The sequence below is a fragment of the Rhodococcus sp. 14-2470-1b genome (assembly GCF_002259415.1).
In the GTDB taxonomy this organism is placed as follows: domain Bacteria; phylum Actinomycetota; class Actinomycetes; order Mycobacteriales; family Mycobacteriaceae; genus Rhodococcoides.
Map to the genome: position 1 here is coordinate 400,265 of NZ_NPFY01000011.1, position 17,902 is coordinate 418,166.

16 protein-coding genes are annotated in these 17,902 nt (G+C 65.8%); 14 read left to right on the forward strand and 2 right to left on the reverse strand.

The window, feature by feature from the left end; genetic code table 11:
• Positions 1–99: 99 nt before the first annotated feature.
• Genes CH293_RS08885 through CH293_RS08895 form a run of 3 tightly spaced genes read left to right on the forward strand, consistent with a single transcriptional unit; the run spans position 100 to position 2,606 of the window.
• On the forward strand, positions 100–1,191 hold the full coding sequence (locus CH293_RS08885) for an LLM class flavin-dependent oxidoreductase (RefSeq protein WP_037109517.1): 1,092 nt from the start codon (positions 100–102) through the stop codon (positions 1,189–1,191).
• A 46-nt stretch (positions 1,192–1,237) separates the two neighbouring features.
• Positions 1,238–1,630, forward strand: coding sequence for a MarR family winged helix-turn-helix transcriptional regulator (locus CH293_RS08890; protein WP_094720098.1), 393 nt, complete (start codon positions 1,238–1,240; stop codon positions 1,628–1,630).
• Positions 1,631–1,643: 13 nt separating this feature from the next.
• Positions 1,644–2,606, forward strand: coding sequence for a pirin family protein (locus tag CH293_RS08895; protein WP_094719997.1), 963 nt, complete (start codon positions 1,644–1,646; stop codon positions 2,604–2,606).
• 32 nt (positions 2,607–2,638) lie between these two features.
• Here CH293_RS08895 and CH293_RS08900 read toward each other — a convergent pair whose 3' ends face one another.
• Positions 2,639–3,172 carry a ribonuclease H gene (locus CH293_RS08900; RefSeq protein WP_037109522.1) on the reverse strand — a complete coding sequence of 178 codons (534 nt, stop codon included), beginning with the start codon at positions 3,170–3,172 and terminating at the stop codon, positions 2,639–2,641.
• Positions 3,173–3,494: 322 nt separating this feature from the next.
• On the opposite strand from CH293_RS08900, the gene CH293_RS08905 reads away from it, so the two are divergent.
• From CH293_RS08905 to CH293_RS08930, 6 genes are all read left to right on the forward strand, one after another.
• Positions 3,495–4,532 (forward strand): acryloyl-CoA reductase, encoded by a 1,038-nt coding sequence (locus CH293_RS08905; protein ID WP_094719998.1) that lies wholly within the window; start codon positions 3,495–3,497, stop codon positions 4,530–4,532.
• Between the two features lie 150 nt (positions 4,533–4,682).
• The gene (locus tag CH293_RS08910; RefSeq protein WP_241483763.1) at positions 4,683–5,549 is read left to right on the forward strand and encodes a DNA-3-methyladenine glycosylase; all 867 of its coding nucleotides are present in this window, start codon (positions 4,683–4,685) and stop codon (positions 5,547–5,549) included.
• Between the two features lie 97 nt (positions 5,550–5,646).
• A complete protein-coding gene (locus CH293_RS08915; protein ID WP_094720000.1) occupies positions 5,647–6,588 on the forward strand; it encodes an aldo/keto reductase in 942 nt (313 codons plus the stop codon).
• A gap of 133 nt (positions 6,589–6,721) precedes the next feature.
• The gene (locus tag CH293_RS08920; RefSeq protein ID WP_094720001.1) at positions 6,722–8,059 is read left to right on the forward strand and encodes a multidrug effflux MFS transporter; all 1,338 of its coding nucleotides are present in this window, start codon (positions 6,722–6,724) and stop codon (positions 8,057–8,059) included.
• A 7-nt stretch (positions 8,060–8,066) separates the two neighbouring features.
• Complete coding sequence (locus CH293_RS08925; RefSeq protein ID WP_094720002.1) at positions 8,067–8,537, forward strand: DUF309 domain-containing protein; 471 nt, start codon at positions 8,067–8,069, stop codon at positions 8,535–8,537.
• 95 nt (positions 8,538–8,632) lie between these two features.
• Positions 8,633–9,286: a hypothetical protein gene (locus tag CH293_RS08930; RefSeq protein ID WP_094720003.1), complete on the forward strand. Its 654-nt coding sequence runs from the start codon at positions 8,633–8,635 to the stop codon at positions 9,284–9,286.
• A gap of 4 nt (positions 9,287–9,290) precedes the next feature.
• Here CH293_RS08930 and CH293_RS08935 read toward each other — a convergent pair whose 3' ends face one another.
• Positions 9,291–10,055, reverse strand: coding sequence for a deoxyribonuclease IV (locus CH293_RS08935; RefSeq protein WP_037109540.1), 765 nt, complete (start codon positions 10,053–10,055; stop codon positions 9,291–9,293).
• A gap of 71 nt (positions 10,056–10,126) precedes the next feature.
• Here CH293_RS08935 and CH293_RS08940 point away from each other — a divergent pair, with 71 nt between their 5' ends.
• From CH293_RS08940 to CH293_RS08960, 5 genes are all read left to right on the forward strand, one after another.
• A complete protein-coding gene (locus tag CH293_RS08940) occupies positions 10,127–10,891 on the forward strand; it encodes an ABC transporter ATP-binding protein (protein WP_037109543.1) in 765 nt (254 codons plus the stop codon).
• Between the two features lie 20 nt (positions 10,892–10,911).
• Positions 10,912–13,419 carry an ABC transporter permease gene (locus tag CH293_RS08945; protein WP_094720099.1) on the forward strand — a complete coding sequence of 836 codons (2,508 nt, stop codon included), beginning with the start codon at positions 10,912–10,914 and terminating at the stop codon, positions 13,417–13,419.
• A gap of 158 nt (positions 13,420–13,577) precedes the next feature.
• Positions 13,578–16,169, forward strand: coding sequence for an alpha/beta fold hydrolase (locus CH293_RS08950; protein WP_094720004.1), 2,592 nt, complete (start codon positions 13,578–13,580; stop codon positions 16,167–16,169).
• A 173-nt stretch (positions 16,170–16,342) separates the two neighbouring features.
• A complete protein-coding gene (locus CH293_RS08955; protein ID WP_052059259.1) occupies positions 16,343–17,260 on the forward strand; it encodes an alpha/beta fold hydrolase in 918 nt (305 codons plus the stop codon).
• A gap of 3 nt (positions 17,261–17,263) precedes the next feature.
• Positions 17,264–17,896, forward strand: a complete 633-nt coding sequence (locus CH293_RS08960; RefSeq protein ID WP_094720005.1) for an LON peptidase substrate-binding domain-containing protein — start codon at positions 17,264–17,266, stop codon at positions 17,894–17,896.
• The last annotated feature ends 6 nt before the right edge of the window (positions 17,897–17,902 follow it).

The following is a 17,902-nucleotide window of genomic DNA, read 5'->3' on the forward strand; positions in this document are numbered from 1 at the left end:
TGGACGCGCCTGGAATACTGCCGACCACACCCCCGTTGGAGTAGAAGTCAATGCAAACGCATGAAAATGCGCTTGATGGATTCGGCCAGGGAGCACACCATGCAGTTCGGAATCTTCACCGTCGGCGACGTGACAGTCGACCCCACGACAGGTCGCGCACCCACCGAAAACGAGCGGATCAAGGCCATGGTCACCATCGCCAAGCACGCCGAAGAGGTCGGTCTCGACGTGTTCGCGACCGGTGAGCACCACAACCGGCCGTTCGTGCCGTCGTCGCCGACGACGATGCTCGGGTACGTCGCCGCCCAGACCGACAACCTGATCCTCTCCACGTCGACGACCCTCATCACAACCAACGACCCAGTGAAGATCGCCGAGGACTACGCGATGCTGCAGCATCTGTCCGACGGCCGCGTCGACCTGATCATGGGGCGCGGTAACACTGCACCCGTCTACCCGTGGTTCGGCAAGGACATTCGGCAAGGCATTCCGCTCGCGCTCGAGAACTACCAGCTTCTGCGACGGCTGTGGACCGAGGACGTCGTGACGTGGAAGGGAAACTTCCGCACTCCGCTCGACAGCTTCACTTCCACGCCTCGCCCGCTGGACGACATCCCACCGTTCGTGTGGCACGGCTCGATCCGGAGCCCTGAGATCGCGGAGATCGCCGCGTACCACGGTGACGGATTCTTCGCCAACAACATCTTCTGGCCGAAAGAGCACTACATCCAGCTCATCAACCTCTACCGCGAGCGTTACGAGCACTACGGACACGGCCGAGCAGACCAGGCCATCGTCGGCCTCGGCGGTCAAGTGTTCATGCGCAAGAACAGCCAGGACGCGGTGAACGAATTCCGGCCGTACTTCGACAACGCACCCGTCTACGGACACGGCCCGACGATGGAGGAATTCACCGAGCAGACACCGCTGACCGTCGGCTCGCCGCAGCAGGTCATCGAGAAGACGCTCGCGTTCGCGGACTTCTTCGGCGATTACCAGCGCCAACTGTTCCTGATGGATCACGCCGGTCTGCCGCTGAAGACGGTGCTCGAGCAGCTCGATCTATTGGGCGAGGACGTCGTGCCGACACTGCGCGCGGAGTTCGCTGCACGACGACCGGCCGGGGTTCCCGAGAACCCTCCCACCCACGCGAGCATGCTCGCCGAGAAGGAGACCGCCGTTGCCGTCTAGCACCGAACTGTCGGTCGTCGCCTGGGAGTCGCTCTTTCGCTCCCAGGTGGCGCTGATGCGCAAGTTCACCGCCGACGATATCTGGGGTCCGATCAGCCTGCGTGAATACGACGTGCTGTTCACGCTCAGCAGTTGCCCGGCGCGGAAATCGCGTCTACACGACCTCAACGCCGAGATCCTGTTGACGCAACCCTCGCTCAGTCGACTCTGTGAACGGCTGGAGAAACTCGGGTTCGTCACACGCGAACCGGACCCGAACGACAAACGCGGAACCGTCGTCGGCCTCACCGACGACGGCCTCGCTGTGCAACGGGAGATCGGACGGAAGCACGCGTCGCGCATCAGGAGATACGTCGGCGACGCGTTGACCGACGAGGAATTGCGAACACTGACGGCACTGTGCACCAAACTGAGGCTCGCGCAGAAAGACATCTCATGACAGGCGGCTATCGATGAACCTCGAGATCATCACTCCACGCGACGTTCCACTCGGCGGCCCTCGCGCCATGAACGTCCGGCGAACGCTACCGACGAAACAGCGAACCCTGATCGGCGCGTGGTGTTTTGCCGATCACTACGGTCCCGACGACGTAGCCGCGTCCGGCGGGATGGACGTCCCGCCGCACCCCCACACCGGGCTGCAGACCGTGAGCTGGTTGTTCACCGGAGAGATCGAGCACCGTGACAGCATCGGCTCGCACGCACTCGTCCACCCCGGCGAGCTGAACCTCATGACCGCGGGCCGCGGAATTTCGCACTCGGAGGTCTCGACCGACAACACCCGAATTCTGCACGGCATGCAGCTGTGGGTCGCACTACCCGGGTCCGCTCGATTCACGGCGCCGGACTTTCAGCACTACGTCCCCGACGCCGTGACGACGGGCGGAGCAGAGCTGCGAGTGTTCCTGGGATCTCTCGCGGGCCGGACGTCCCCCGTCCCGACCTTCACACCGCTCCTCGGTGCCGAGATCGTCCTTGCCGCAGGGAGTGCCGTCCAACTCGACGTCGACGAGGACTTCGAGCACGGCATCATCGTCGACCAGGGCTCGGTGAACGTGGAGGCTGTCGCCCCAGCTGACCACGCAGATACCGAGGGTGCGAAATCCGGCACCCTTGCCCGAGCCGAATTGGGGTACCTCCAACCCGGCAATCGCGCCATCACCCTGCGGAACTCGGGCACCGATGATGCACGAATGCTGCTACTCGGCGGGCCACCGTTCGGCGAAGAAGTAGTGATGTGGTGGAACTTCATGGGCCGCACCCACGACGACATCGTGGCCTACCGCGAGGCCTGGGCAGGAGCGGAGCATGCGGAACGGGACGACCAGTTCGGCACGGTCGACGGGTACCGGATACCGGGGTTCAGACTTCCTGCGCCCGAACTACCGAATGCTCGCATCGCCCCGAGACACTGAGGTGCGAGCGCTGCCAAGCTCTGGCTCGAGCCTCAGAAGAGGGTGGCGACCTCGTCGAGGGATTCGCTGCGGGCAGGTGCGGCAGCAGCGGGCGCACTGGCAGCGGTAGCAACAGGTTTGCTGGGGCCCGCTTTGCCCGAGGCGACGGCACGGGCAGCTTCACCGGCAAGTGCGTCGGCGGCCTCGTTGAAGTGGTTGCCGACATGTCCACGGACCCAGCGGAATCGGACGGGTCCGCTGCGGTCCGTGATTGCTCGATCGATGCTCTGCACCAATTCCAGGTTGCGCACCGGCGATCCGCCCGCGGTTTTCCAGCCCTTGCGCTTCCACCCCGGCAGCCACTCCGAGGCGCACTTGATGGCGTACTGCGAATCCGACTCGATGAGCATCGGCTCGTCACCGGGATGAGCGAGGATTGCCTCCAAAAGCGCTCGAAGCTCGGCTATCTGGTTGGTTCCCGACGCTTCTCCACCGGAGTTGGACGGCCCCGTGTGGTTGACCCAGGCCCAGCCGATGGCGCCACCCGGATTCCGCAGACACGAACCGTCAGTACTCACGATGATCACGGGAAGGACCCTACTTCGCCCCACCGACAAACAACAGGCGCCGCGCAGGAGTGGAGCCGGCGGAACGACCGGATAAGACAGGAGTGGAGCCTGCGGAACGACCGGGGAGGGCAGGAGTGGAGCCGGCGGAACGAACAGAAGGACAGGAGTGGAGCCGGCGGAACGACCGAGGAGGGCAGGAGTGGAGCCGGCGGACCTCTGAATTCGAGGGCCGAGCCCCGCTCGAGGCCGTAAGGGTGTCCGAATGGGTAGTGTGGGAAAGCATCCGAGACCGCACCCGTCAGGGTCGATCACACATTCGCACCGACCGAGGACTCGAATCGTGACAACTGCAGCACCAGGAGACTCCACCCCGTCGTCGTTCGAAGCACTGGTGGCAAGGGAAGCCGACGGGATCACGCTTTCGCGTGAACGCGTCGACGCTTCGTTTCTGCCGGACGTGTCGGGACCGTCCGTGACGATTGCGGTGGAGTTTTCGTCGGTCAACTTCAAGGATGCTCTGGCGATCACGCCGAAGGGTGGAGTCGTCCGCGAGTACCCCATCGTTCCTGGCATCGACATCGCGGGAACAGTTGCGGAGTCCACGTCGCCGGAGTTCGAGGTGGGTCAGCGCGTCGTTGCGCACGGGTACGACATCGGTACTGCGCAGCACGGTGGATACGCGGAGTTCGCGCGCGTTCCCGCCGAGTGGGTGGTGCCGTTGAACACCCTGTCGACGCGCGACGCCGCGGCCATCGGCACTGCGGGCTTCACCGCGGCACTGAGCGTTCGTGCACTGCAGACGGCGGGCGTGACTCCGTCCGACGGGCCGGTGTTGGTGACGGGTGCCAGCGGCGGAGTGGGGACCGTCAGCGTCGACCTCCTCTCGGCCGCAGGCTACGAAGTTGTTGCATCGTCCGGCAAGGAGGGCGCCACCGAACTGCTGACAGAGCTGGGTGCAACGCGGGTCATCGGCCGGCTGCCGGAGGATCCCGACGCCAAGCCGCGTCCGCTCGGCAGGGCGGAGTGGGGCGGCGTCGTCGACTGCGTCGGAGGCAAGACATTGGCACATGCGCTGAGCACGGTCCGGTACGGCGGCGCTGTCGCTGCGAGCGGCCTGACCGGGGGCGCGCAGTTGCCGACGACGGTGCTGCCGTTCATTCTCCGAGGCGTGTCTCTGCTCGGCATCGACTCCGTACTGCTCCCCATCGACGAGCGCCGGGCACTGTGGCAGAAGCTCGAAACCGAGCTGCGTCCGCAGCGTCTGTCGGCGCTCACCACCGAGGTGCCGGTGTCGGACGTCGAGAGTGCACTCGGTTCTATCTCCGGCGGGGGTGTCACCGGCCGAACGGTCGTCGCCGTCGCCGGAGGATTCGCGTAGGCCGCGGCGACCTGATCCAATTCCGGCGTGTCGGTCGGAGGGGATAAAGTCGGCGGCACGATGTTCCCGAAGACCACGCCAGGCCTCTCATCGGCCGCCGAAGACTGTGACGTCTCGACGGTGTACGAGTCGGCGTCCCCGCTGGACCCGATGGCGTGCCTCCGGGACCTACGCAGGGGCAAGGGGGACCCCACATTCGAGCGGGACAGCGCAGGCAGCGTCTGGCGAGCGTCGCGTCTTCCCTCCGGCCCGGTCACGTATCGGCTCACTCCGGTCTCGCGCACCGCGGTGCGGAGCCAGGCGTGGGGTCCCGGCGCCGAGGAGTTCGCAGCATTTCTGCCCGCTCTACTGGGCAGCGAGGACGACTCGTCGGGCTTCGCGCCGGAGCATCCGACGTTGAAGGAAGCTCACCGGCAGCATCCGCACCTGCGCCTTGGTCGGACCGGACTCGTCATGGAAGCCCTGGTGCCCGCAGTCCTCGAGCAGCGAGTACACGGATTGTCCGCATTTTCGTCGTGGCGCAGGCTGGTCACGAAGTTCGGCGAGCGGGCACCTGGGCCGACTCCGAAGCCGATGTTCGTTCCGCCCACTCCGGACGTCTGGCGCCGTATTCCCTCGTGGGAGTACCACCTCGCCAACGTCGATCCTGCACGTTCCAAGACCATCGTGCGATGCGCACAGGTAGCGCCGCGGATGGAGGAAGCGGCCTCGATGTCGTTCGCGGATGCGACGCGTCGCCTGCGGGCTGTCCCCGGGGTCGGTATCTGGACGGCAGCGGAAGTCGCGCAACGTGCCTTCGGCGATCCCGACGCCTTGTCCGTGGGCGACTACCACTTGGCCGCTGTGGTCGGCTGGTCGCTTCTCGGTCGCCCCCTCGACGACGCCGGAATGATCGAATACATGAAACCGCTTGCACCGCATCGCTTTCGTGCCGTCAAGCTCCTTCAGATCAGCGGCCGGGCAGTCAAACCGAAATTCGGGCCACGCACACCGCTCGTCGACCACACCTGGCATTAGATACGCAACCCGAGGGCCTCCGGAGCGCCACGCGGAACAATTCGGCTCCCTTTCCGCGTTGCCACACAGGACTAGTTTGCCTAGATAAGGAGTCATCGTGGTCGCCATCGGAAATTCGAACCTCGACATCTTTCCCCTCGCTCTCGGCGGAAACACCTTCGGTTGGACGAGCGACGAAAAAGCATCGTTCGAGATCCTCGACGCGTTCACGGCAGGTGAAGGCAACTTCATCGACACCGCAGATTCCTATTCCGCTTTCGCCGACGGTAACTCGGGCGGTGAATCCGAGACGATCATCGGCAAGTGGACTGCCGCACGAGGCAACCGCGACGACGTCGTGATCGCCACGAAGGTGAGCCAGCACCCGGAGTTCAAGGGTCTGGCCCCGAAGAACATCGCCGCGGCCGCCGAGGCATCGCTGAAACGACTACAGAGCGATCACATCGACGTCTACTACGCCCACTACGACGACGAGAACACCCCGCTCGTCGAGTCACTCGCCGCGTTCGACCAACTCGTCAAGGACGGGAAGGTGCGGTACGTCGCCATCTCGAACTACTCGGCCGATCGCATCCGCGAATGGATGTCGCTCGCGGACGAGCACGATTTCGCCAAGCCGATCGCCCTGCAGCCGCACTACAACCTCGTCACGCGCCGTGAGTACGAGACCGAACTCGCTCAACTGGCCACGGACAACAACCTCGGTGTCTTCCCGTACTTCTCGCTCGCAGCCGGCTTCCTGACGGGCAAGTACCGCACCCGCGAGGACTTGGAGGGGCAGGCACGTGAGCAGCTCGCCACGGGATACTTCTCCGAGAAGGGCCTCGACGTCGTGACCGCACTGGACGAGATCGCCGACGCCCATGACGCGGAGATCTCCACCGTCGCACTCGCGTGGCTTCTCGCACAGCCGACGGTCACCGCGCCGATCGCCAGCGCCAGCAAGATCTCCCAGCTGCCCGCTCTGCTCGACGCCCTTCGTCTGTCGCTCGCCTCCGACGAGATCGCGCGGCTCACCGAGGTATCCGGACGAATCTGAGCCGGCCGGGCCTTCGAACTGGTCACTCCTGCGGGCTCCGCTCCCGGCCTTCCCGATTACGTAACCTCTGCCACACCGGGAACTTTTCCGCAGAGTCGGGAACAACACGCCGGCATCGGTTGCTGACGCTTGGGTGACGCAAGCAACCGATGCCGTGGCATCCACAGAACCGACCTCTGCCGAGCGCTTGAGAATCATTCTGGTGCTGGGAGCACTGATCGCACTCGGGCCGCTGACGATCGACATGTACCTACCCGCCCTGCCGTCCATCGTCGACGACCTGAATTCTTCTGCGGCTGCAGTGCAGTTCACGCTCACCGGAACGCTGATCGGGCTAGCGCTCGGGCAGCTCGTCATCGGGCCGCTCTCCGACGTCGTCGGCCGACGCCTTCCCCTCATCGTCGGCACCGCGGTGCACATCGGCGCGTCGCTTCTGTGTGTCATCGCCCCGAACGTGGCCGTACTCGGACTCTTCCGTGGCCTGCAGGGACTGGGCGCGGCAGCGGCGGCCGTCGTCGCGATGGCCGTCGTTCGTGACCTCTTCACCGGTCGCGCGGCCGCGACGGTTCTGTCTCGTCTGATGCTGGTCATGGGAGTGGCGCCCGTGCTCGCACCGACGATCGGCGGCGGCATTCTCATCGTCGGAACGTGGCGGTGGGTGTTCGCCGTCCTCGCCGTGCTCGGCGTCGCGCTGCTGATCCTCGCCGTCTTCTCCCTACGCGAGAGCCTGCCACCCGAGCGTCGTCGCAGTGGAGGCGTCATGCCCGTCGTACGCACCTACGGCGGTCTCGTCCGCGACGGACAGTTCGTCGTTCTCGTGCTCGTCGCAGCACTCGCGATGTCGGCCATGTTCGCGTACATCGCAGGATCGTCCTTCGTCCTTCAGGACGAGTTCGGTCTCAGCGAACAGCAGTTCGCCATCGTGTTCGCACTCGGAGCGATTGCACTGATCGGCGCCTCGCAGTTGAACGTCGTGCTGCTCGGACACTTCACGCCCGTGCGCATCGTGATCAGCGCCCTCTCGGCGGCTGTCGTGGCAGCGCTGGTCATGACCATCCTCGCGGTCGCCGGGGTCGGTGGAATCCTTGGGTTCCTCATTCCGCTGTGGTTCGTGCTCGGTGCTGTCGGCCTCGTCATGCCCAACGCGCCTGCCCTTGCCCTCTCACGGCACGGTGAGGCAGCAGGCACCGCCGCTGCACTGCTTGGAGCGGCACAGTTCGGGTCAGGCGCGATCATCGCTCCCGTCGTGGGTGCGCTCGGCAACGACAACGTGGCAGTATCGCTGACGATGGTTGCCGTGTCGGCGATCGCTCTGCTGGCCCTGATCGGCGTGACGATCACCTCGGCGCGACAGTCCGGACGGCAGCCTGCACAGAATCCGAAGGCAAGTCGAACGATCCATGCGAGCGAGAACTCGGCGGCCGCGACGGCTCCGAGAAAAACCGCGGAAGCATCTACCAGCGAGGTGTGAGACAAGAGTGCCGGACCGTGAACGCGACGCCACCGGCAAACCGCTCAACGGGCGCCCCCGTGACGGCCTGGGAAGGCCGCTCGCGCGGGGCGCCGTCGGCGTCGAACGCATTCCCGACGATCTGAGGTTGCCTCCCGACGAGGCCATCACGCGAGCGCAGGAGCTGCTCGACGCGTCGATGCCGTTCCACGCGCACGAAATCCTCGAAGGCACGTGGAAGGACTCGCCCGAGCCGGAACGCAGGCTCTGGCAGGGCCTCGCCCAGCTCGCCGTCGGGTTGACGCACGTTCTCCGCGGCAACGTCGTCGGCGCGAGGTCCCTGCTGAGACAGGGGCACGACCGGATCCGCGACTACGAACTCGACCCACCTCACGGTCTCGACATCTCCGGGCTGCTGAGCTGGTCGGAAGGCCTACTCGACCAGCTCGACGCCGGCGCACTTCCTCCCGCGCCGACCGTTCCTCGTCTGCTTTCCTGATCCCTCGTTTGGCGATCCCCGGTGCTTTGGCTACAGTGGCGCAAGGTTAGGTAAGGCTTGCGACAGTAAGACGAAAACTTCGAGGTGGTGTCGGCATGCTCGGGCAATCTGCAGTGGAGGCCCCGTACTGGGTCGCTGTCCTCACGCCCGAGGAGCGCACCTTCGGCAGCAGGCGTACCGACGAACGAATCGACACCGTCTCCTCCTCCGTCGTCACCGAAACCCACACTCAGTGGGCCGCACCGGAGCACCCGACGTCCGAGACGCTTTTGTCCGTCCTCGCCGCCACCGTCGGCGCGTGGCAGAGCGACCGGTGCCGGTGCTCCTTTTCCGGAGTTCTCGTGGATCTTCCGTGCAGCACAGTGGAGCAGGATTCTGCCCGGTACCCGGTTCGGCTGCCGGTGACCGGTGCGCCGGGCACGATTCTCACCGAAGTTCGACGCCGCATCGCCGCCGTCCCGGACGGCGGCGAGGGTTACGTCACCGCCAGGCGTGCACCCGCCCTCGCCCGCAAGCACGGCGCGCAGATCGCGTTCTCGTTCGAGCCCGACGCCGCAGCGATCGCCGCGCCCGGTGACGACGAACCCCTCCGTCACAACCTCTCGGTCACGTGCAGTGTGTCCGAACTCGACGGAGTAGTCATGGTCGACGCCGAGTTTCGATGGAACAGCCGAGTTTTCACTCGCGCCGACGTCGACGATTTCGAGCGGTTCTGGGAAAAGACCGTCTCGGCATTCGTTCGGACCTGAAACCTCAGAGCGACTTCAGGTACTGCACGTCCGCCGCGAGACCTTCTGCGGGAGTCTCCAGAATCACCGGTGCACCCGACGCCTCCGCGACTGCAACCAGGACATCCGCGTCGATGGTTCCGTCGGCGAGATTTGCATGCCGGTCGCGAGCGGAATCGAACTCGTCGCGTGAATTGTTCAAGTGCACCAGGTCGATTCGTCCGGTGATGGCCTTGATCCGATCGACCACACCGACCAATTCCTCCCCACCCGCCCATGCATGGCACGTGTCGAGGCAGAAGCCTGCACCGAATTCGCCGACGGCATCCCACAGCCGCGCGATGTCGTCGAAGTGCCTGGCCATCGCGAAGTCCCCGCCTGCGGTGTTCTCGATGAAGATCGGCACCGCGAAACCGCCGTCGTCGGCCTGACGCTCGAAAAGCTTGCGCCAGTTCTCGAACCCCTTGGCGGTGTCCTCACCGTCGCGGACGTGTCCGCCGTGGACGACCAATCCGATGGCACCGATGTCGGCCGCAGCGGACGCCTGCTCGATCACCGCTTTACGCGACGGAATGCGGATCCGGTTGTTCAGGCTCGCGACGTTGAGAACGTACGAACTGTGTACGACGACGTCGACGTCACTCGCCTTCAATTCCTCACCCTGCGGATGCGGTGTCAGCTTGTTCCACTTCTGCGGGTCGGTCAGAAACATCTGAACGAAATCGACCCCGAGGCTTGCCGCAGAACCGAGCGGGTCGGCACTGTCGCGAACGTGTGCTCCGATGCGCATCTCTCCATACTAGGGGCGGATGGGTGGTCTCCCCGATATGGAAATGCAGAAAACACTGAAACACTGATGCCATGACTGACACCGGCCTCTCAGCTCGTTCCGCAGGTTCAGCGCCTGCCGCCCGGGCGAGTGCCCTCACCAAGACCTACGGTTCCGGCGACACTCAGGTCCACGCGCTGCGGGACGTGACGGTGGAGTTCGCCCGCGGCGAGTTCACGGCGATCATGGGCCCGTCGGGGTCGGGCAAGTCGACGCTGATGCACTGCCTCGCAGGTCTCGACACGGCCACCTCGGGAACGGTCACGATCGGTGACACCGAGCTGACGAATCTCGACGACAAGCAGATGACCGGACTGCGCAGGGACAGAATCGGTTTCGTGTTCCAGTCATTCAACCTCGTGCCCACGCTGACGGCGTTGGAGAACATCACGTTGCCGCTGGACATCGCGGGGCGCAAGGCCGACCCGCAGTGGCTCGACACCGTCGTCGACCGACTCGGCCTACGTGACCGTCTCGGCCACCGGCCGAGCGAACTGTCCGGTGGCCAGCAGCAGCGCGTCGCGTGCGCACGTGCGCTCGCCGGCCGACCCGACATCGTCTTCGGCGACGAGCCGACCGGCAACCTCGATTCCCGGTCGTCCGGTGAGGTGCTGAGCATCCTCCGCGCTGCCGCCGACGAGTTCGATCAGACCGTCGTGATCGTCACACACGATCCCCGCGCCGCCAGTTACGCAGACCGCGTCGTGTTCCTCGCCGACGGTTCGGTCATCGACCACCTCGCGAACCCGACTGCCGAGAACGTACTCGACCGCATGAAGCGTCTGGAAACGGCCTGACCATGCCTGCGACCAACCCCATGCGCAAGGTCTCACTGCGCAATCTCGCCGCCCACAAGGTCAGACTCGCACTGACCGTCCTGTCCGTCGTGCTCGGAACCGCCTTCGTTGCAGGCTCTTTCGTGTTCACCGACACGCTGCAACGAACGTTCTCCTCGATCTTCTCCGACACCGCCCAGGGCGCCGACGTCCGCGTCAGCGCCGAGGACGCACGCTCGAGCGGCGTCCCTGTCTCCGCGGCCGACGTCATCTCGTCCCTGCCCGACGTTCGTGCGGTCGCACCGTATGTCGGAGGTCAGATCGTCGTACTCGATTCCTCGGGCGCTGCCGTGCAGACCGGTGGCGCGCCGACGATCGGCGAGGCGTACCTACCGCCCGATCGACGACTCGGCGAGGACGCTGTGTTCGTCGCAGGTTCGGCGCCCACGGCACCGGGCGACATCATCATCAACGAGGGCGGCGCCACGCGATCCGGGCTCGGCGTGGGGGACACCACTCAGGTCCTCGTGCCGTCGAAGGGCACCGTCGACGTCACCGTGACCGGTATCTACGACACCGCCGCCGAATCCGGCGGGTACATCGGCATCCAGTTCACCGAGGGCCAGGCCGACGAACTGTTCTCCGACGGCGAGCACGTGCAGTACTACGACATCGCCGGAACCGGCGCGTCGCAGACGGAGCTCAGGGACGAGATCGCCGCCGCGCTGCCCGACTTGAAGGTGCAGACCGCGGACGACGTCCGGGACGAAGCACAGGCCGAGATCGAACAAGCCCTGTCCTTCGTGAACTACTTCCTGCTCGCATTCGGCGCGATCGCGTTGCTCGTGGGCACGTTCATCATCTACAACACCTTCTCGATGATCGTCGCCCAGCGCGTTCGCGAACTCGCCCTGCTCCGCGCGATCGGTGCCAGCCGCGGCCAGGTAAGCCGCTCCGTGGTGCTGGAGGCACTCGTCGTCGGCGTCATCGGCAGCGCACTCGGCTTCGCGGGCGGCATCGGTCTCGCCTACGGCCTACGCGCACTACTCAACGCCTTCGACCTCGGATTGCCCTCGGGCGCACTGGCACTCGAACCTCGAACCGTCGTCGTCGCCTTCGCCGTCGGCATCGTCGTCACCGTGCTCAGCGCATACGCACCCGCACGTCGTGCCGCCAAGGTCCCTCCAATCGCCGCGATGCGCGAGGAGTTCGCCTCCGCGGGTGACAGTCTGCGCATGCGCACCTGGATCGGCGTCGTGATCGGCGCGATCGGCGCCGCTGCCGTCGTCATCGGAGCACAATCCACCGGCGGCGCTGCCGCAGCGACCGTCGGCGCAGGTGCCGTGGCCGTGATCGTCGCCGTCGCGCTGGCGGCACCGTCGCTGTCCCGGCCCGTCGTCGGCGCCCTCGGTTCGGTTCTGACGCGGCCGTTCGGCCCGATCGGACGCCTGGCCCGCACCAACTCGGTTCGCAATCCCCGACGCACCGCTGCCACTGCCTTTGCGCTCATGCTAGGGCTGATGCTGGTCTCGGTCATCGGCGTTCTCGGATCCACCGCCAAAGCAAGCGTCGACGCCCTGGTCGACAACGGGATCGAAGCCGATTACATCTTCAGCGGCCCACCGTCGATCGGAATTCCGACGGGCGCCGCCGCAGCCGCACGGGAGGTGAACGGGGTCGATCGTGTCGCCGTACTTCACCCGGTGTCGGTGGACATCGACGACGAGCCCGCCTTCGGCGTCGCACTCGAAGGGAGCCCGGAAGGATTGTTCGACAGCGTCGTCGTCGCCGGGCCGCCGGAGCTGCAAGGAGACAGCATCGCTGTGTCGTCCTCCGCGTCGCGCGACGAGGGGTGGGCGCTCGGCTCGGTCGTGAACATGACGTCGGTCGACGGGCAGCAGGTTCCGGTCACGGTCACCTCCGTCTACGAGGACAACCCGCTGGTAGGGCAGTGGATGATCTCGAACGATGTCTACCAGAAGGTGACTCCGAGCATCGTCCGGTCGGACATCGTCGTGCTCGTCGGCGCCGCTCCGGGAACCGACCTGAACGTGCTCAGGACCGACCTGGAAGCCGCCACCAAGCCGTTCGTCGTCGTTCAAGTCCAGGATCGCGACGAATTCAAGGGGTCGCAGGGCCAGCAGATCGACACATTGCTTGCCGTCCTCTACGGGCTGCTCGCGCTCGCCGTCGTCATCTCCGTGCTGGGAATCGTCAACACTCTCGCTCTGTCGGTCGTCGAACGGCGCCGTGAAATCGGAATGCTCCGGGCCGTCGGCATGCAGCGCCCCCAGGTCAGGCGCACGATCTATCTGGAGTCACTGCTCATCGCGCTCTTCGGTGCCATCGTCGGCCTCGGCCTCGGCGTGGCTTTCGGATGGGGATTCGTCAGAACTCTGCGCGACGAGGGGCTCGGTCTCCTGACCGTTCCGTGGGGCCAGATTGTGGCCATGCTGTTCGGCTCGGCCGTCGTCGGAGTCCTCGCGGCACTCTGGCCCGCGGTGCGCGCCGCCCGCACCCGACCGCTGGAGGCAATCACGGAACCATGAGTCGGGTCGTGGCGGCCTCGTCGGTCGATCGAACGAAGAAGTTGCAGCCAAAAGGACCGCAGGGTTACCTTGTATGGAGTAAAACAGACTTTACGATTGTTTTCGGGTCGGTTTCCCGGTAGAGCGATCGCAAAGGACGCCGCACTCGAGGAGCAACCATGTCGGTGCACAAGCTGGAAGCGCCAACCCACGCGCCGCTTGCACCGCTGTGCAAACCCGGCACCAGGGACACCCTTCTCGACCGACTCTGCGAGGTCGCCCACGCGGTGCCCGACGCCGTCGCCGTCCACACCGAGGACGGGGCGGTCACGTTCGACGAACTCCTGCACCGCACCTATGCATCGGCGAGAAAGATCGCCCAGCTCGCGGGTGACGACCCTCGCCCGATCGCCGTGGAAGCCGCCTCCACGTCGGAGTCGATCGCCACGATGCTCGCGGTGATGGCGTCGGGCCACGCGCTGGTCCCGTTGGATTCCAACCTGCCGGCCAACCGCGCGGACCGCATCGTGGAGTCGGCAGCGGCACTCCGCCTCGACCAGGCGGACCTCGCGAACACGCAGGATTCCGCGATGCCGCTACCCACTCTCACCGGCAGCCGGACGGCATTGATCGCCTACACCTCGGGCTCCACCGGTGCCGCCAAAGGTGTGCTGCTGAGTCATCGCATGTGCCTGACCAAAGCGTACGAGGTCAGCTCCGCACTCGGCCTGTCCTCTCGCGATCGCGTCGGCAATGCGCTGCCGGTCAGTTTCGGTGCGGGCCTGAACACGTTGTTCGCCGGCATCCTCAGCGGTGCGACGGTCTACTGCACGGACCCACGCACCGTCCTGCCCACCACCTTGACCGAATGGATCGAACGGTCCTCGCTGACAACACTGCACTGCTCCCCCTCGCTGGTGCGGAGCTTCCGAGCGGGAGCAGAGGAGATCCCGTCCGACGCCATCGTCCCGGTCCCGGACAACGCCGTGCCGTCGCTGCGCGTCGTGACCACCTACGGCGAAGCCCTGCACTCGCGGGACGTCATCGGATTCCGTAGCGCACTCGGCAGCGGCGCCACCTTCGTCAACTGGTACGCAACCACGGAAGCAGGCGGCGTGGCGTACGGCGAGTACCGATCGGACCGCCCCCTGCCGTCGGGCTTCCTCACCGCGACGACCCTCCCGAAGGGCAAGATCGTCGACGTCGTCGACCAGGCGGGCACGCTCGCACCGGCCGGAGTGGCCGGGGAGATCCGCGTCTCCGCGGAATGCCTGTCCGACGGTTACCTCGGCCTCCCCGATCTGACGGAATCACACTTCGCCAGCGACGGGCCGCTCATGCGCTACGCAACCGGCGATCTCGGCCGATTCGACGAGCTCGGGCAGCTGCACCTGCTCGGCCGAGCCGACGACGCCGTCAAGATCCGCGGATACCTCGTCGAGCCCGCCGAGGTGGAAGCAGCCATCCGCGGAGTCGACGGTGTCCGGGACGTGGCAATCGTGGCCCGCTCGATCGACGGCGAACCCCACCTCGATGCGTTCTTCGTCAGCGACACACGGGACAGTGCCTACGTCCGAGCGGGCATTCAGGACCAACTCCCCACGTGGATGGTTCCCCGGAACATCACGCGCACACTCACGATCGAACGCAACGAACGCGGCAAAGTGGACCGACAGCGCCTGCCGGAGCAGGTCGCGGACGTCGCGTCCGCCACGGCGTCGGATGCGCCGCGCGGTGCGACGGAAATGTGGATCGCCAACATCGTCCACGACGCCCTCCGGGACGAAGTCGACGGAATCGACGACATCGGGTCCCACACCGACTTCACCGCCATGGGCGCTACGTCGCTTGCTCTGACTCAGATCTCGGTGGGGGTCGCGCGCGCCTTCCACATCGTGCTGTCGGCGGAGGAACTGGTCGGGGCCATGAGCGTCCGCCGTCTGGCCTCGATCGTGGACACCAAGCTCGCGTCCATCGACGACAGCTCGGCCCGTTCGAGAGCCGAGTCGATCGCAGTGCCACTCCGCACCACGGGTTCGCTCACGCCTCTGTTCATCGTCGCAGGTGGTGGAGTGCCCGCCGTCGGTCTGGCCGCGCTCGCTCGGCGCCTCGACCCGGACCGCCCCGTCTACGTGATCCAGGCCAAGGGAATGGACACGCGGGCACTTCCCGACCGCACCATCCGCGCAGCAGCACGCACCTACGTACGAGAGATCACGCGAATCCAGCCGTCGGGCCCGTACCTTCTCGCCGGGCACTCGCTCGGCGGATGGATCGCACTCGAGATGGCTCACCAGCTTCGGGCCGGCGGCAGATCCGTCGCGCGGCTGACCCTCCTCGACCCCCGCCTGTACCGCCACCTGCTCGACCGTTTACCCGGCGGAAGCGCGCTCGAGGCTGCACCGGCGGGTGTAGGTGCGGCGTCGTCGCCGAAGATCACTGTCGCAACCCGCGTCGGTATCGCAGCGCGCGTGGTCACTGCAGGCATCGCACGATATTCGACCACCGAGAGGTGGCTGGCGTTCGCGGCGATCGGATCGCTCGCTCTGCGCTTCCATCGTCCGAAAGCATGGAACGGTCCGGTCAGCGTCATCGTCACCGCGGAGAACACGGACGATCGCAGGTCATGGGCCGCGATAGCCACCGGCGAGTTGTCCATCACGCACGTCGACGGACGCCACGTCGACATGGTCCGCGAACCGGTCGCCGAGGATGTCGCTCGAATCCTCGACCACGAGCTACGCCGAGCAACCGAGGGAATCATCCACTAGTGCAGCACCTCGACCCGGCTCGACGACACTCCTCTCGTCGAGCCAGCACTCGTCCACTGACGGCGTCCATCGCAGCTCACCGGGGTATCGACTATCCCGAGGACGCCGATCCGCGTACGTTGGGCATCGAAGCCGCCGGCGGAACGACCCAAATCACTGCGCGAGGAGGATCGATGCCAGACCGAACGTCGCCTTATGAGCTCGAGTCGGTCGAGTTCCACCGGGACACCCTGCGATACGTCGACGCCGGGGACGGTCCACCTGTGGTCCTCGTCCACGGTCTTCTGGGCTCGCACGAGTCCTGGGCAGGTCAGATCGAGCGACTGTCGGAGAAGTACCGCGTTATCGCACCGGACCTGTTCGGCCATGGCGACTCGGACAAGCCACCCGGCGACTATTCGCTCAGTGCGCACTCGGCGACCATCCGCGATCTACTGGACCACCTCGACATTCGTTCGGCACCGATGGTGGGGCATTCGCTCGGCGGCGGAATCGTCATGCAGACCGTCTATCTGTTCCCCGAGCGCGTGGAGCGGATCGCCCTCGTCAGCAGTGGCGGCCTGGGACGCGAAGTCAGTTTGTTCCTGAAGGCTGCGACTCTGCCGGGCAGCGAACTGGTGCTGCCGGTGTTGGCGTCGGACTGGGTTCGTAAGAACACCGAGAACGTGGTGACTCAGCTCGGCAAATGGGGGTTGCCGGTGCGCCCCGGTAAGAGCACCACCGAGACATGGCGTGCGTTCAAGACGGTGGCGGACCACGGCTCCCGCTCCGCTTTCCTGGCGTCGACTCGCGCCGTCGTCGGTCCGCGCGGTCAAACCGTCAGCGCCAAGCAGCATTTCGAGAAGTTCGAATCGCTGCCCTCGCTCCTGGTCTGGGGCGGGAAGGATCGCATGATCCCGGCCTCGCACGCGGACAACATCCGCCGCGAGGTTCCGAACTCGCGCGTCGAGATCTTCTCCGATGCAGGGCATTTCCCGCAGCTGGACGAGCCCGATCTGTTCTTCCGGGTGCTCGACCAGTTCCTCGGCGCGGCAGCGGTGTCCGAGCTCGCACCGATTCCGCAGTCGACGCGGCCGGCCTCGTCGGACTGACCCGTGGCAGTAATTCCGATGTTTCCCCTGGGAAGCGTTCTGCTCCCGGGTGAGCCGCTTCCTCTGCACATCTTCGAACCGCGCTACCAGGAGATGCTGCGAGACTGCCTCGCTACCGAGGACCCGAGCTTCGGGGTGGTGCTCATCGCCCGTGGCCACGAGGCCGGGGGCGGAGACGTTCGGCACGATGTCGCCACCAGGGCGCACATCGTCGCGCACCAGGACATCGGCGACGGCCGATTCCTTGTGGAATGCTTAGGAGGGGAACGAATCCGAGTCGACGCCTGGCTCGAGGACGACCCGTACCCTCGTGCCGACGTGCGGCCGTGGCCCGATCATCCCGAGGATTCGGTCACCGAATCCGAGTTCGCCGAACTCCAGGAGCAGATCAGGGCGCTGTATCGCCTGATCGGCACCCTCGCCGAAGCAGAAGGCTCGACGCCGCCGGACGATCCCGAGTTCGCGGAGCTTCCCGCCGCGTCGGGGGAGCGCCTGTTCCGCCTCGCTGCACAGGTTCCCATGGGCCAGTCCGACCGCCAGGACGTCTTGGAAGCTCTCGGCGCGTCGGATCGATTGCAGGCCCTGACCGACGCCATCGACAACGTCAGCGACATCGTTCGGTTTCGCCTGCAATAGCGCATT

Bases quoted from the DNA above. Each gene is read 5' to 3' on its own strand.
- CH293_RS08885 (WP_037109517.1), top strand. From the start codon at position 100: ATGCAGTTCGGAATCTTCACCGTCGGCGACGTGACAGTCGACCCCACG.
- CH293_RS08895 (WP_094719997.1), top strand. From the start codon at position 1,644: ATGAACCTCGAGATCATCACTCCACGCGACGTTCCACTCGGCGGCCCT.
- CH293_RS08955 (WP_052059259.1), top strand. From the start codon at position 16,343: ATGCCAGACCGAACGTCGCCTTATGAGCTCGAGTCGGTCGAGTTCCAC.
- CH293_RS08910 (WP_241483763.1), top strand. From the start codon at position 4,683: ATGGCGTGCCTCCGGGACCTACGCAGGGGCAAGGGGGACCCCACATTC.
- CH293_RS08940 (WP_037109543.1), top strand. From the start codon at position 10,127: ATGACTGACACCGGCCTCTCAGCTCGTTCCGCAGGTTCAGCGCCTGCC.
- CH293_RS08930 (WP_094720003.1), top strand. From the start codon at position 8,633: ATGCTCGGGCAATCTGCAGTGGAGGCCCCGTACTGGGTCGCTGTCCTC.
- CH293_RS08935 (WP_037109540.1), bottom strand. From the start codon at position 10,055: ATGCGCATCGGAGCACACGTTCGCGACAGTGCCGACCCGCTCGGTTCT.
- CH293_RS08945 (WP_094720099.1), top strand. From the start codon at position 10,912: ATGCGCAAGGTCTCACTGCGCAATCTCGCCGCCCACAAGGTCAGACTC.
- CH293_RS08950 (WP_094720004.1), top strand. From the start codon at position 13,578: ATGTCGGTGCACAAGCTGGAAGCGCCAACCCACGCGCCGCTTGCACCG.